Origin of the sequence: Ruminococcus hominis (genome assembly GCF_014287355.1) — a bacterium.
GTDB lineage: Bacteria > Bacillota > Clostridia > Lachnospirales > Lachnospiraceae > Schaedlerella > Schaedlerella hominis.
The window spans coordinates 2,044,051-2,058,894 of the sequence record NZ_JACOPE010000001.1 but is presented as its reverse complement, the minus strand read 5'-3'; the positions used below and the strand labels follow the sequence as shown (position 1 = coordinate 2,058,894).

The following is a 14,844-nucleotide window of genomic DNA, read 5'->3' as shown; positions in this document are numbered from 1 at the left end:
ACATACATTTTTTTGCATATTATATAAAAAATAATTGACATCGAACTCGAGAGTTCTTATGATATAACATAAGAAACGGATAAAGTTTTTTAGAAAAAGCTGAAATAGAAGTCAAAACACAAAGAAAAAAGGTGAGCAGGATGAATGAATTAACATTAGAGAAGTTCGAGGAAGCAAGTGAAATAGTTACACGAGTTACAAACCCGACAAAATTGATAAAGAGTGATTATTTAAGCCAGCAGACAGGGGCAAAGGTGTATTTAAAACCAGAAAATATGCAACATACAGGAGCATACAAATTACGTGGAGCTTATTACAAGATCAGTACATTGTCAGAAGAAGAACGTGCAAAAGGTCTGATTACAGCATCTGCGGGAAACCATGCACAGGGAGTTGCATATGCAGCAAAGGCATATGGATGTAAGGCGACGATTGTTATGCCTACAGTAACACCACTTATCAAGGTGAATCGTACAAAGAGCTATGGTGCGGAAGTAATTCTTCACGGAGATGTATATGACGATGCATGTGAGTATGCATATAAACTTGCAGAAGAACATGGGTATACATTTGTGCATCCATTTGATGATCTGGACGTTGCAACCGGACAGGGAACAATTGCTATGGAGATCATTCAGGAACTGCCTACTGTAGATTATATTCTTGCACCGATCGGTGGAGGCGGATTAATCACAGGTGTATCTACACTTGCGAAGATGCTCAATCCAAAGATTAAAGTCATTGGTGTAGAACCAGCCGGAGCAGCAAGTATGACAGCAGCGTTAAAAGCCGGAGAAGTAGTAGAACTTGACAGTGCGAATACAATTGCAGATGGTACAGCAGTAAAAGCAGTAGGACATCAGAATCTGCCATATGTACGAGAGAATGTTGATGAAGTATTGCTGGTAGAAGATGATGAGTTAATTGGTGCATTTTTGGATATCGTAGAAAATCACAAGATGATCGTCGAAAATTCTGGTCTTTTGAGTGTCGCAGCATTGAAACAGCTTGATTGCAAAGGCAAAAAGGTTGTATGTATCTTAAGTGGCGGTAACATGGATGTGATTACAATGTCATCTATAGTACAGCATGGATTGATCCAGCGAGATCGTATTTTCTCAGTATCTGTATTACTTCCGGATAAGCCGGGTGAGTTGCAGAGAGTTGCATCTGTTATCGCAGAACAAAAAGGTAATATTATCAAACTTGAGCACAATCAGTTTGTAAGTACAAATAGAAATGCGGCAGTAGAGCTTAGAATTACGATGGAAGCGTTTGGAACAGAGCATAAGCATAAGATACTTGCAGCACTTGAAGAAAATGGATTGAAACCAAAAACAATCAGTGCGAAATTGTATTAGTGATAATAAAAAGCAAAAAAAGAAAAGGTCCGGAAACCTTTTCTTTTTTTGCTTTTATCGTTTGATATTGTGTTTTTCTAATAAAGTATGGATTTTGTCTGTTGGATTCAGTACGTTGCCGATTGTAACATCATGATTCAATGAATCAATGATCAATGCCAGGAATTTACTCATATCTGCAGTTACGAAATATGGCTTTTCGTTTACAATAGAAGGCAGATAAGTTAAGTTGGTTGTGATTACTTTGGTGATATATCCTTTTTCATAATAATCATCAAATTTATCAAATCCTTCTGTGAACAGACCAAATGTTGTACATACAAATACACGTCCGGCACCACGTTCTTTTAATTTCTTTGCAACATCAAGCATACTTTCTCCGGAAGAAATCATATCGTCTACGATGATGACATCTTTTCCTGTCACATCGTCTCCCAAAAATTCGTGGGCAACGATTGGATTCTTGCCATTTACAATAGTAGAGTAGTCACGACGTTTATAGAACATACCCATATCTACGCCAAGGACATTTGAAAAGTATACAGCACGATGCATAGCACCTTCATCCGGGCTGATGATCATCAGATGTTCTTTGTCGACAATAAGATCAGGAACTGCTTTGAAAAGTGCTTTCATAAACTGATACGGAGGATCAAAACTATCGAATCCGCTCAAAGGAATCGCATTCTGTACTCGTGGGTCATGTGCATCAAAAGTGATGATGTTTTCAACACCCATTGCAGTTAATTCTTCTAATGCAAGTGCACAGTCCAGAGATTCTCGCTTGGTACGTTTGTGCTGACGGCTTTCGTAAAGGAATGGCATGATAACGTTGATACGATGTGCCTTTCCGGTTGCGGCAGAGATGATACGTTTCAGATCCTGATAGTGATCATCTGGAGACATGTGATTGAGATGTCCATTTACAGAATAAGTCAGGCTGTAGTTGCAGACATCAGTCATGATAAACAGATCCGTTCCGCGGATGGTTTCTTTTAATATACCTTTCGCTTCTCCGCTTCCGAAACGTGGACAACTACAATCTACAAGATAGCTGTTTGATTTGTAATTTGCATAGAGTGGAGAGTTTGTGATCTCGTTAATGGTGTCCTTTCGAAAAGATACAAGATAGTCATTGACCTTCTGACCAAGGTCCTTACAGCTTTCCATTGCAACCAGTTTCATCGGTGCAGCAGGAAGTGTTTTTTCCAATGCTTCAATATTGTTTGACATGATTTTCTCCTAAGTATTATTTTCGTGATTGTGCGGTGTATGAATACGTCATCATACACAGATACAATATCGTTATATCATTTTTTATATAGAAATTCAAGTGACTCAACCTTATCTTTACTAAATTTGCGGATTATGTTAAAATAACATGGTATATTGCGGAAATTATGTCGATATGAAAGAGGTTTAATTATATGAAACATAAACATGTCATCAGCACAGTGCACCCTGGCAGTATTGCTGAAGAGATGGGAATCGAACCAGGGGATAGATTGTTGACGATGAATGGAAATGAAATCGAAGACATTTTTGATTATCGCTATTACATGGAAGATGAGCTTGTTGTTCTGCTTATAGAGAAGGAAAATGGAGAACAATGGGAATTAGAGATTGAAAAAGAAGAATTGGAAGATTTGGGAATGGATTTTGAACAGGGACTGATGGATGAATATCGTTCCTGTCATAATAAATGCATTTTCTGTTTTATCGATCAGATGCCTCCGGGAATGAGAGAGACACTTTATTTTAAAGATGATGATTCCAGACTCTCATTTTTGCAGGGAAATTATGTGACACTTACAAATATGAGCGAGCATGATATGCAAAGAATTGTGAAGTACCATCTGGAGCCAATCAATATTTCCTTTCAGACGACCAACCCGGAACTTAGATGCAGGATGCTGCACAATCGTTTTGCCGGAGATGCTTTAAAGAAGGTTGATATTTTATATCAGGCAGGCATTGAGATGAATGGTCAGATCGTATTGTGTAAGGGCTTTAATGACGGAGAAGAGTTGGAGAGAAGTATTCGCGACCTGACAAAATACCTGCCATTTTTAAGAAGTGTTTCTGTGGTTCCGGTAGGACTTAGCAAATACCGTGATGGACTTGAGCCACTCGAACCATTTACAAAGGAAGATGCGAATCAGGTGTTGGATATTATTTATAAATGGAGAGAGAAGGTTTATCCAGAATATGGAATTCATTTTATCCACGCCAGTGATGAATGGTATATTCTTGCAGAGCGGGAGCTTCCGGATGAAGAACAATATGACGGATATCTTCAGCTTGAGAATGGAGTTGGAATGCTTCGACTGCTCCATGATGAGTTCATGGAAGCACTGGAGAAAGAAGAAGGGGATGACAAAGAACGTGTGATGTCTATGGCAACGGGGCGTCTGGCTTATCCGTATCTGTTGCGTCTTGTACAGGCGATGAAGGACAAGTTTCCGAATGTTCATGTAAATGTTGTCCCAATCAGAAATGATTTCTTTGGTGAATTAATCACGGTGTCCGGACTGATTACCGGACAGGATTTGATGAGCCAGATGAAAGAACAGATGCAGGGAGAACGATTATTGATCCCATGCAATATGCTGCGTATAGATGAGGATGTATTTTTGGATGATTATACGACAGATGATGTAGAGAAAACTTTACAAGTAAAGTTGAATATTGTAAAATCAAGCGGACAAGATTTGCTTGATGCAATATTGGAAAAATAAACACATAAAAAAGTAACTGATAAATAGAGAATATAAGAAAGGTAGATACAAAGATGAGTAAACCAGTGGTAGCAATTGTAGGAAGACCTAACGTAGGAAAGTCTACATTATTTAATGTACTGGCGGGGGAGATGATCTCCATCGTCAAAGATACACCGGGAGTAACAAGAGACCGTATTTATGCGGATGTTTCCTGGTTGGATAAAGAATTTACAATGATCGATACAGGCGGTATTGAGCCGGACAGCAGAGATGTCATTTTATCACAGATGAGAGAACAGGCGCAGATTGCCATTGATACAGCAGATGTAATTGTATTTATTACAGATGTAAAACAGGGACTTCAGGATTCGGATTCAAAGGTTGCAGATATGCTTCGTCGTTCCGGAAAACCAATCGTACTTGTTGTAAATAAAGTAGATAATTTTGATAAATACATGGCAGATGTGTACGAGTTCTATAATCTTGGAATCGGAGATCCAATTCCAATCTCGGCTGCATCCAGACTTGGATTGGGAGATATGCTCGATGTTGTGATTTCACATTTCCCGGAAGGTGCAGGAGAAGAAGAGGAAGATGAACGTCCTCGTATCGCCATCGTAGGGAAACCAAACGTAGGAAAATCTTCGATCATTAATAAATTGTTGGGAGAGAACCGCGTGATTGTATCTAATATTGCAGGTACGACAAGAGATGCCATTGACACAGCAATCAAGCATAATGACAAGGAATATGTTTTTATTGATACAGCGGGACTTCGCCGTAAAAATAAGATAAAAGAAGAACTGGAGCGTTACAGTATTATCCGTACAGTAACAGCAGTGGAGCGTGCAGATGTGGTCTTGATGGTGATCGATGCAACAGAAGGTGTAACAGAGCAGGATGCAAAGATTGCCGGAATTGCACATGAACGAGGCAAGGGTGTCATCATTGTGGTGAATAAATGGGATGCCATTGAGAAAAATGACAAGACAATGCGTGAATATGAGAATAAGATCCGTCAGGTATTGTCATACATGCCATATGCAGAAATTATGTATGTATCTGCTATGACAGGACAGCGTTTGAATAAATTATATGATATGATCGATATGGTTATTGAGAATCAGACCCTCCGCGTTGCGACAGGAGTTTTGAATGAGATCATGACAGAGGCAGTTGCTATGCAGCAGCCACCTTCAGATAAGGGAAAACGTCTGAAACTTTACTATATTACTCAGGTAGCGGTTAAACCACCATCATTTGTAATTTTTGTAAATGATAAGCAGCTGATGCATTTTTCATATACAAGATATTTGGAAAACAAGATTCGAGAAGCTTTTGGATTCAGAGGAACTTCATTAAAGTTCTTTATCAGAGAGAGAAAGGAAAAGGATCAGTAGAAGATGGAACGTATCATCTGTTTAGTAATTGGATATATTTTTGGCTTGTTTCAGACAGGTTATATTGTTGGAAAACTGCATCATATTGATATCAGACAGCAGGGCAGCGGAAACGCCGGCTCAACAAATGCAGTTCGTGTAATGGGATGGAAAGCCGGTTTGTGTACATTTGCAGGAGATGTGCTGAAATGCGTATTAGCGATATGTCTTACGCGATATATTTACCGTGACACAGCGTATGCACCGATGCTGGCAATGTACGCAGGGGTAGGTGCAACCCTGGGTCATAATTTTCCGTTTTATTTGAAGTTTAAAGGTGGAAAAGGAATTGCTGTACTGGCAGGACTGGTAGTTGCAACGCATCCGGTTTTGGTACCGATTCCACTGGCATGTTTTTTAATCGCATCAATTTTAACACGCTATGTGTCGCTTGGCTCTCTATTGGCGGCAACGACATTTTTTATGGAAATCATTCTTTACGGAGAGATGGGCGGTCTTGGAATGAGCTTAAATTATCGTATTGAGACTTATGTGCTTGCATGTGTCATTATGGTGCTTGCATGGTTTAGACATAAAGAAAATATCAAACGTCTGATAGCCGGAACAGAAAATAGATTCGGTTCAAAAAAATAAGAGAAAGGGGTGTTTGATGTGGCAAACGTAGGAGTAATCGGAGCAGGAAGCTGGGGTACAGCATTATCGGTACTTTTGGATGACAATGGGCATCAGGTGACAATCTGGTCGATCGATCTGGAAGAGGTGAAGATGTTGAATGAGCAGCGTGAACATGCTAAAAAATTGCCGGGAGTGAAGCTGTCCGATAAGATGGTGATCACAGGAAATCTTCAGGAAGCAATTGAAGGAAAAGATTTTCTTGTATTGGCAGTACCATCTCCATTTACAAGAGCAACGGCAAAGAAGATGTGCCCGTATGTTGCAGAGGGGCAGAAAATCGTAGATGTTGCAAAAGGTATTGAAGAGAGTACATTGAAGACATTGTCTCAACAGATAGAGGAAGAGATTCCTCAGGCAGATGTGGCAGTGCTTTCAGGACCAAGTCATGCAGAGGAAGTTGGAAGAAAATTACCAACGACATGCGTGATTGGAGCAAAGACAAAGAAGACAGCAGAATATCTTCAGAAGGCTTTTATCAGTCCGGTATTTCGTGTTTATATCAGCCCGGATATTTTGGGAATCGAGCTTGGCGGTTCACTTAAGAATGTAATTGCACTGGCAGCCGGCATGGCTGACGGGCTGGGTTATGGAGACAATACAAAAGCCGCACTTATCACACGTGGTATCGCAGAGATTGCAAGACTTGGTATGAAGATGGGGGGAAAACTGGAAACATTTACAGGGCTTACAGGAATTGGAGATTTAATTGTAACCTGTGCAAGTGTACACAGCCGTAACCGTAAAGCCGGATATCTTATGGGGCAGGGAAAATCCATGCAAGAGGCAATGGATGAAGTTCAAATGGTAGTAGAAGGCGTTTATTCTGCAAAAGCAGCAGCAAGGCTTGCTGAAAAATATGATGTATCTATGCCAATCGTAACAGCGGTCAATCAGATTTTGTTTGAAGGTAAGAAAGCGCGTGATGCAGTAAATGAGTTGATGCTCAGAGAATCTAAAAACGAACATGCATCACTGCCATGGCCGGATGAAGTATAATAGAATATTGAGTTTGGATTAAAAGAAAACAAACGTATAAACCCCTCTTGGTCTGCATACATTGGTATCAGCAGAACAAGGGGGTATTTTTATGGATTCATTTCAGTTATACAAAGATATGCAGACAAGAACTAACGGGGAGATTTATATCGGAGTAGTAGGACCGGTTCGGACAGGCAAGTCGACATTTATCAAAAGATTTATGGATTTGCTGGTGCTTCCTAATATAACAGATGAGCATGACAGGAAGAGAACGCAGGATGAACTTCCACAATCGGCATCCGGTACAATGATTATGACAACAGAACCGAAATTTATTCCAAAAGATGCGGCACAATTAAAGCTGGGAGAGGATGTAAATATAAAAGTAAGACTGATTGATTGTGTTGGATTTATGGTAGATGGAGCAATCGGACATATTGAACATGATGTTGAACGACAGGTGAAGACACCATGGTTTGATACAGAAATTCCGTTTACAAAAGCAGCAGCAATAGGGACGCAGAAAGTGATACGCGATCATTCAACGATAGGTCTGGTTGTCACAACAGATGGAAGTATCGGAGAAATTCCAAGACAAAATTATGTGGCAGCAGAAGAACAGACGATACAAGAATTGAAAAGTATAGGAAAACCATTTTTAATTGTACTAAATTGTAAAAAACCGTATTCTGAGGAAGCACAGGATTTGAAGCAGGAGCTTGAGAAAAAGTATAAGACAACCGTGATTACTGTGAACTGCGAACAATTAAAAATGGAAGATATTAATCAGATGATTCAACAGCTTTTATATGAATTTCCAATATCGGAGGTTGAATTTTTTATTCCCAAATGGGTAGAAATGTTGTCGAGGGAGCATGTAATCAAACAAGATCTTTTGAAAGTGGTGAAAAAAATTTTAGATGAACTTGTGGATATCAGAAGTGCCGGATTAATAGAAGAAAAAACAGACAGTCCCTACATAGAGAAAGTTCGGGTGGATAAGATCGAGATGGATACAGGGAAGGTTTGTGTTCAGTTAGAGTTTGACATGCAATATTATTATCAAGTATTGAGTGAACTGACGGGTACATCTATCCAAGGAGAATATGAATTGATATCTGTTTTAAAATCTTTATCCGCAATGAAAGAAGAATATGTTCAGATAAAAGATGCGTTTGCGGATGTGAAACGAAAAGGCTATGGAGTTGTCAGTCCAAAACGAGACGAAATCGTGTTGGATGAACCAACAATCATAAAGCAGGGAAATAAATTTGGTGTGAAAATCCATTCAGAGGCACCTTCTATTCATATGATCCGGGCAAATATTGCAACTGAAATTGCTCCGATTGTTGGGAGTGAAAAACAGGCAGAAGATCTGGTACAATATATTAAAGCAGAAAGCCAGACAGAAGAAGGTGTCTGGGCAACAAATATTTTTGGAAAATCCGTAGAAGAATTAGTGATAGATGGGATTCAGAGTAAGCTTGTAAAAATTAATGAAGAAAGCCAGGTGAAGCTGCAGGATACGATGCAAAAGATTGTAAATGACAGCAATGGAGGTCTTGTTTGTATTATTATTTAAGAGTATAATAAAAATAACTGCGTAAGTGATAAAAATGAGATATTGCAAAGGTAAAGAATTTGAGAGACTACTGACAAATATTATGAAAAAGACGAGGATGGAAGATGAATACAAGAATATATAATGCAAGAATTTTAACAATGGAAGAAGGAAAGCCTGCATTTTTTGGGGAAGTGTGGATTGAGGGGGATACCATTGTTTATGCAGGACCAAAAGGAAAAGAAACGGATATCGTTTGGGATAAAGAGATTGATGCAAAGGGCAATTTAATCATGCCAGGATTTAAAAATGCACATACACATACAGCAATGACGTTTTTACGTTCCTATGCTGATGATATGAAATTAGATGAGTGGCTGAATAAACAGGTATTTCCAAATGAAGCAAAGCTGGATGGAGAAGCTGTATACTGGTTTACGAAGTTAGGAATCATGGAATATCTGACAAGCGGAATCACTGCAGCATATGATATGTATTTCTTTGTAGATGACGGAGCACGTTCAGCCAAAGATTGTGGATTCCGCTATACATTCTGTGATAGTACAAATGATTTTGGCGGAACAGCAGAGAGCATGGAAAAAGATTATATTCGTTTGAATGAAGATCCATCACGTATGATCAGCCATCGTCTTGGTTTCCATGCAGAGTATACAACAAAGAAAGAGCTGATGGAGGATATTGCCCAGCTTGCACATAAATATCAGGCACCGGTCAGTGTACATTGTTCGGAGACAAGAAAAGAAGTAGAGGGTTGTCGTGCCCACAGTGGTATGACACCGGTTGCCTATATGGATTCACTGGGACTGTTCAATTATGGAGGAACCATATTCCATGGTGTGCATTTGGATGAAGCAGATTATGATATTTTGAAAAAACGTGGTATGTATGTAGTAACAAACCCGGCGTCAAACTTGAAACTGGCAAGTGGTATCGCACCGATTAATCGTTATCTGAAAGAAGGAATCCCGGTTGCTATAGGAACAGACGGACCTGCAAGTAATAATTGCCTTGATATGTTTAGAGAGATGTTTCTTGTGACAGGGCTTCAGAAGGTCGTGTGTGATGATCCGGAAGCAGTACCGGCAATGGAAGTTTTGAAGATGGCTACGGTAAATGGAGCACATGCTATGGGACTTAATGAATGTGATACTTTGAGCGAAGGGAAAAAAGCAGATTTGATCATGATCGATCTCAAACAGCCGAATATGCAGCCAATCCAGAATACAGAGAAGAATCTTGTATATGCAGGAAGCAAGCAGAATGTCAAGATGACAATGGTTGCGGGTAAAGTATTATATCAGGACGGAGAATTCTATCTTGATTGTCCGGCAGAAGAAGTTTATGAAAAGGCAAATTCATTGGCAAGAAAGATATTAGATTAGAAAATAAAAAGTAAAAAGTAAAGGACAGCTTTGGGGAAGAAAAACATAAGCTGTCTTTATGGCAAACGCAGGGAATATAAATAGAAAGGGGTACACAAGAAGTGAAGGCAGCAGTATTTACAATAAATACAAGAGCATATGAACAGAAAAAAAGCAGCAAGACAGGTGCTGCATTGAAAACAACACTAGAACAGATCGGCTTTGAAGTAAAAGAAGGTGTGCTTCCGGAAGACAAAACAGTAGTGGCAGCTGTAATGAAGCAGCTGGCAGATTCAGAAGCAGTACAGCTGATTATTACAACAGGTGCGGTTGGATATTTGAAAAAAGATTGCGCGCCGGATGCACTGATGGAAGTGGCAGATCGTTTACTTCCGGGGATTCCAGAGGCAATCCGGGCATATAATATCCGATATACGAAGAAAGTAATATTGGATCGCGGAACAGCCGGAATCCGTAATAAAACAATTATAGTAAATCTTCATGAAGGACAAAAATCAGCAAAAGAAAGTCTGGAATATATTATAATGGAATTGGTACAGGCATTGGAGACAATGAATGCGTAGTGAAAACTGAAAAGGGAGACATATAGCAGATGCATATAAAACTATATACAGATGGTGCTGCAAGAGGAAATCCCGATGGACCGGGAGGATATGGCGCAGTATTGGAGTACGTGGATACAAAAGGACAGCTGCATATAAAGGAGCTGTCACAAGGATATAAGAAGACGACAAATAACAGAATGGAATTAATGGCTGTAATTTCCGGATTAGAGGCTTTAAATCGTCCGTGTCAGGTGGATGTGTATTCCGATTCTAAATATGTTGTAGATGCGTTTAATCAGCATTGGGTGGATTCGTGGATCAAAAAGAACTGGAAACGAGGAAAAAATGAACCAGTTAAGAATGTAGATTTGTGGAAGCGCCTTATGGCAGTGAAAGCAAGGCATGATGTGACATTTCATTGGGTTAAAGGACACGATGGACATCCACAGAATGAACGATGTGATGAACTTGCAACAACAGCAGCAGACGGGAATGCATTGATTGTGGATGAGGGACTGGACTTTTAGGGAAAATCATGGTACAATTCTTAACTGTGTTAAGTAGGACAGACAATCGCGGCTGCGGGAATCGAAAGATTGCAGACGAGGAAAGTCCGGGCTTCATAGGGCAGGATGCCGGATAACGTCCGGTAGAGGTGACTCTAAGGAAAGTGCAACAGAAATAAACCGCATATGTATTTACATATGTAAGGGTGGAAAGGCAGTGTAAGAGACTACCGCCTCGCTGGTAACAGAGAGGGCACATGTAAACCCCATCCGAAGCAAGACCGGATAAAAGCAATGTGGCTGCCCGTCACGCTTTAGGTAGGTCGCTCGAGCCTGTTGGCGACAACAGGCCTAGATAGATGATTGTTCAACGACATAACCCGGCTCATCGTCTTGCTTAACACATTGAAACAATTGACATAAAACACAGTGAGACAACATAAGGAGATATCAACATGGGAATGAGAATAAATGCGGAGCTTCCGTTACCGGCTGATTTGAAGGCAGAATATCCGCTTTCAGACAAGATTATCAAGATTAAAGAAAAAAGAGATGCTGAGATTCGAGATATATTTACAGGAAAGTCCGATAAATTTATTGTAATCGTGGGACCGTGTTCGGCAGATAATGAAGATGCAGTCTGCGAGTATGTGAATCGTCTTGCGAGAGTTAATGAAAAAGTTTCAGATCGTCTTATGATCATTCCTAGAATTTATACAAACAAACCTAGAACAACCGGAGAAGGATATAAAGGTATGCTTCATCAGCCAGACCCGGATAAGGCACCGGACTTACTGGCAGGAATTATTGCAATTCGCAAGATGCATATCCGTGCCATTGAAGAGACAGGACTGACAGCGGCTGATGAGATGCTCTATCCTGAAAATAGAAGCTATCTGGATGATATTTTGTCATATGAGGCAATTGGAGCTCGTTCAGTGGAGAATCAGCAGCATCGCCTTACAGCGAGTGGGATGAATATTCCAATCGGAATGAAAAATCCGACGAGCGGTGACTTCCTTGTTATGCTGAACTCTGTAATAGCAGCACAGCATTCGCATTCATTTATTTACCGAGGTATGGATGTGACTACAGATGGTAATGATCTTGCACATGTGATTTTGCGCGGTGGCGTAGATAAGTATGGTACATGCAATCCAAATTATCATTATGAAGATTTGGTTCGTCTGCTTTCATTATACCAGAAAATGGAATTGAAAAATCCGGCAGCGATCATTGATGCGAACCATTCAAATTCTAACAAGAAGTTTAAAGAACAGATTCGTATTACAAGTGAGGTACTTCACAGCAGAAGCTATAATCCAGAGCTTAAAAAACTGATAAAAGGTGTAATGATCGAAAGTTATCTGGAAGAAGGAAATCAGAAGATATGTCCGGATATGATTTATGGTAAATCTATTACAGATCCATGTCTTGGATGGGAAGATACAGAACGCTTGATTTATGAAATTGCAGAAAAGTGTTAAAAAATAAGGCTTTCGCTTTACGATGGATGTTCGTAAAGCGAAAGCCTTTTTAGTTATCATACATTCTAAAAAAGGTCCGAAGGACCTTTTTTTAGTTTTTACGATGATATTTCTCTTCGCAATATTTACAACGATAAACCTGGTTTTCTTCGTCTGTAAGTACGAAGATATGATCCAGTCCCTGCTCGATAGAAGTGATACAACGAGGGTTTTTACAACGAATCACATTTTTGATTTCTTTTGGAAGTTTGAGAAGTTTTTTCTCAACGATTTCTTCGTTCTGGATGATATTGATCGTAATATTGTGATCAATGAATCCTAAAATATCAAGATCAATGAAGTCAATCGGGCATTCAATTTTCATGATATCTTTTCTTCCCATTTTACTGCTTTTTGCATTTTTGATGATTGCAACACAGCAATCCAGTTTATCAAGGTGAAGGTATTTGTAAATTTCCATACTTTTTCCAGCTTCGATATGATCCAGAACAAATCCTTCTGAGATTTTTCCAACTGATAATGTATTTTGCATAATAATCTTTATTCCTTTCCAAAATTCAAGTGTTTTAAACTTAGTCTACATGAATATCCAGCAGTGTAAGGATCAATGCCATACGGACATATACACCATACTGTACCTGACGGAAATATGCAGCACGTGGGTCATCATCAACTTCAACAGAAATCTCGTTAACACGTGGAAGTGGATGAAGAATGTACATATCTTCAGGAGCAAGTTCCATTTTCTTTTTGTCAAGAATATAGAAGTCTTTCATACGAACATAATCTTCTTCGTTGAAGAAACGCTCTTTCTGTACACGAGTCATGTATAAAATATCAAGTTCAGGAAGACCATCTTCCAGACGGACAACTTCTTTATAAGGAATGTTCATTTTGTCAAGTACATCATGACGAACATAGTCAGGAAGTCGTAATTCTTCTGGTGAAATAAGTACAAATTTGATTCCAGGGTAACGAACCAGAGCGTGAATCAGAGAGTGTACAGTACGACCAAATTTCAAGTCTCCGCAAAGACCGATTGTCATGTTGTCCAGACGGCCCTTAACATTACGGATTGTTAAAAGGTCAGTAAGTGTCTGTGTAGGATGCTCGTGTCCACCATCACCTGCATTGATCACAGGAATTGTAGAGTGCTGGCATGCAACCATAGGAGCACCTTCTTTTGGATGACGCATTGCACAAATATCTGCATAGCATGAAATTGTGCGAATTGTGTCAGATACGCTTTCACCTTTAGCAGCAGAGCTTGAATTAGCAGAAGAGAATCCCATAATATTTCCACCAAGATTCAGCATTGCAGCTTCATGGCTAAGACGTGTACGTGTACTTGGCTCATAGAAAAGAGTTGCAAGTTTTTTTCCGTCACAGGCATGTGCGTATTTCTTTGGATTCTTCTCGATATCCTGTGCAAGATCAAGAAGTGTGTCAAGTTCTTCAACAGAGAAGTCTAAAGGACTCATCAGATGTCTCATATTTGTATACCTCCTAGTATGTTCAATGACATATATTTCTTATTTATATTGAAGCAAAACGTCAACAGTCTTACGTTTTGGTGCTTCCGGTTCGATATCAGGATAACCGATTGCAATGAGAGCAGCAAGTTCCTGATCTTCTGGGAGTTCAATGAGTTTACTTATCTCATCTTCATCAAACATTCCCATAATAACAGTGCCTAACCCCTGTTCCTTTGCTGCAAGACAAAATGTCTGGCAGGCAACTCCGGCATCAAACATCTGCCAGCGATCTCCTTTTTTGGAAGAATAAGAACCATCACGTTCGAATCCACAGCGTCCCTTTATGTAGCTTACGGCGATCAACATAGGAATCTGATTTATAATCTTAGCATTATAATCAGGCACATGGCATTTGGCTATTGTGCTTAAAATGGATTGATCTTCAATTGCAATAAAACGGGTAATCTGTGTATTTTTCCAAGAAGGGGAAAAAGAAGTTGTGGAAACAATAGAATCAATAATAGAATGGTCAATCGCGTTTGGTTTGTATTTTCGAATACTTCTTCTGCTTTTGATACATTCAATGACGTTCATAATGCTACCTCCTATCAAATATTCTAAATAATAATATAACACATTCTGGTTATTTTCAACATATTTTCACATAGATTTTGTAAAAAAAATATGATATCATGATTACTGTTCAATTTTGCGTCGATTATTGGGAAATTGT

Annotated in this window: 14 protein-coding genes and 1 other RNA gene; 11 read left to right on the top strand and 4 right to left on the bottom strand. The window is 39.4% G+C overall.

Annotation, left to right across the window (positions count from 1 at the left end):
* Window positions 1-140: 140 nt before the first annotated feature.
* Entirely contained in the window at window positions 141-1,361 is a 1,221-nt protein-coding gene (gene ilvA / locus H8S40_RS09130; RefSeq protein WP_118723835.1) for a threonine ammonia-lyase, read from the top strand.
* A gap of 54 nt (window positions 1,362-1,415) precedes the next feature.
* Here ilvA and H8S40_RS09125 read toward each other — a convergent pair whose 3' ends face one another.
* Window positions 1,416-2,594: a ribose-phosphate pyrophosphokinase gene (locus H8S40_RS09125; protein ID WP_022075750.1), complete on the bottom strand. Its 1,179-nt coding sequence runs from the start codon at window positions 2,592-2,594 to the stop codon at window positions 1,416-1,418.
* A gap of 194 nt (window positions 2,595-2,788) precedes the next feature.
* On the opposite strand from H8S40_RS09125, the gene H8S40_RS09120 reads away from it, so the two are divergent.
* The 10 genes from H8S40_RS09120 to H8S40_RS09075 all read left to right on the top strand — a co-directional run bounded on the left by H8S40_RS09120 (window position 2,789) and on the right by H8S40_RS09075 (window position 12,636).
* On the top strand, window positions 2,789-4,099 hold the full coding sequence (locus tag H8S40_RS09120; RefSeq protein WP_186865097.1) for a DUF512 domain-containing protein: 1,311 nt from the start codon (window positions 2,789-2,791) through the stop codon (window positions 4,097-4,099).
* A 53-nt stretch (window positions 4,100-4,152) separates the two neighbouring features.
* Window positions 4,153-5,481: a ribosome biogenesis GTPase Der gene (gene der, locus H8S40_RS09115; protein WP_117989668.1), complete on the top strand. Its 1,329-nt coding sequence runs from the start codon at window positions 4,153-4,155 to the stop codon at window positions 5,479-5,481.
* Between the two features lie 3 nt (window positions 5,482-5,484).
* A complete protein-coding gene (gene plsY / locus H8S40_RS09110; RefSeq protein WP_022075747.1) occupies window positions 5,485-6,114 on the top strand; it encodes a glycerol-3-phosphate 1-O-acyltransferase PlsY in 630 nt (209 codons plus the stop codon).
* 18 nt (window positions 6,115-6,132) lie between these two features.
* Window positions 6,133-7,152: an NAD(P)H-dependent glycerol-3-phosphate dehydrogenase gene (locus H8S40_RS09105; RefSeq protein ID WP_186865096.1), complete on the top strand. Its 1,020-nt coding sequence runs from the start codon at window positions 6,133-6,135 to the stop codon at window positions 7,150-7,152.
* Between the two features lie 91 nt (window positions 7,153-7,243).
* Entirely contained in the window at window positions 7,244-8,716 is a 1,473-nt protein-coding gene (gene spoIVA / locus H8S40_RS09100) for a stage IV sporulation protein A (protein ID WP_186865095.1), read from the top strand.
* A 104-nt stretch (window positions 8,717-8,820) separates the two neighbouring features.
* Entirely contained in the window at window positions 8,821-10,098 is a 1,278-nt protein-coding gene (locus tag H8S40_RS09095; protein WP_186865094.1) for an amidohydrolase, read from the top strand.
* A gap of 101 nt (window positions 10,099-10,199) precedes the next feature.
* On the top strand, window positions 10,200-10,661 hold the full coding sequence (locus H8S40_RS09090; RefSeq protein WP_022075743.1) for a MogA/MoaB family molybdenum cofactor biosynthesis protein: 462 nt from the start codon (window positions 10,200-10,202) through the stop codon (window positions 10,659-10,661).
* 29 nt (window positions 10,662-10,690) lie between these two features.
* Entirely contained in the window at window positions 10,691-11,170 is a 480-nt protein-coding gene (gene rnhA / locus H8S40_RS09085) for a ribonuclease HI (RefSeq protein WP_022075742.1), read from the top strand.
* A 30-nt stretch (window positions 11,171-11,200) separates the two neighbouring features.
* Window positions 11,201-11,553, top strand: an RNA gene (gene rnpB / locus H8S40_RS09080) — RNase P RNA component class A.
* 51 nt (window positions 11,554-11,604) lie between these two features.
* Complete coding sequence (locus H8S40_RS09075; protein WP_022075741.1) at window positions 11,605-12,636, top strand: 3-deoxy-7-phosphoheptulonate synthase; 1,032 nt, start codon at window positions 11,605-11,607, stop codon at window positions 12,634-12,636.
* A gap of 91 nt (window positions 12,637-12,727) precedes the next feature.
* Here the strand turns inward: H8S40_RS09075 and H8S40_RS09070 are convergent, their stop codons facing one another.
* From H8S40_RS09070 to H8S40_RS09060, 3 genes are read right to left on the bottom strand one after another with little or no spacing between them, the layout of a single operon-like run.
* The gene (locus H8S40_RS09070; protein WP_022075740.1) at window positions 12,728-13,168 is read right to left on the bottom strand and encodes an aspartate carbamoyltransferase regulatory subunit; all 441 of its coding nucleotides are present in this window, start codon (window positions 13,166-13,168) and stop codon (window positions 12,728-12,730) included.
* A 40-nt stretch (window positions 13,169-13,208) separates the two neighbouring features.
* The gene (gene pyrB, locus H8S40_RS09065; RefSeq protein WP_117989676.1) at window positions 13,209-14,129 is read right to left on the bottom strand and encodes an aspartate carbamoyltransferase; all 921 of its coding nucleotides are present in this window, start codon (window positions 14,127-14,129) and stop codon (window positions 13,209-13,211) included.
* Window positions 14,130-14,168: 39 nt separating this feature from the next.
* Window positions 14,169-14,705 (bottom strand): nitroreductase family protein, encoded by a 537-nt coding sequence (locus H8S40_RS09060; protein ID WP_118723830.1) that lies wholly within the window; start codon window positions 14,703-14,705, stop codon window positions 14,169-14,171.
* Between the last annotated feature and the right edge of the window lie 139 nt (window positions 14,706-14,844).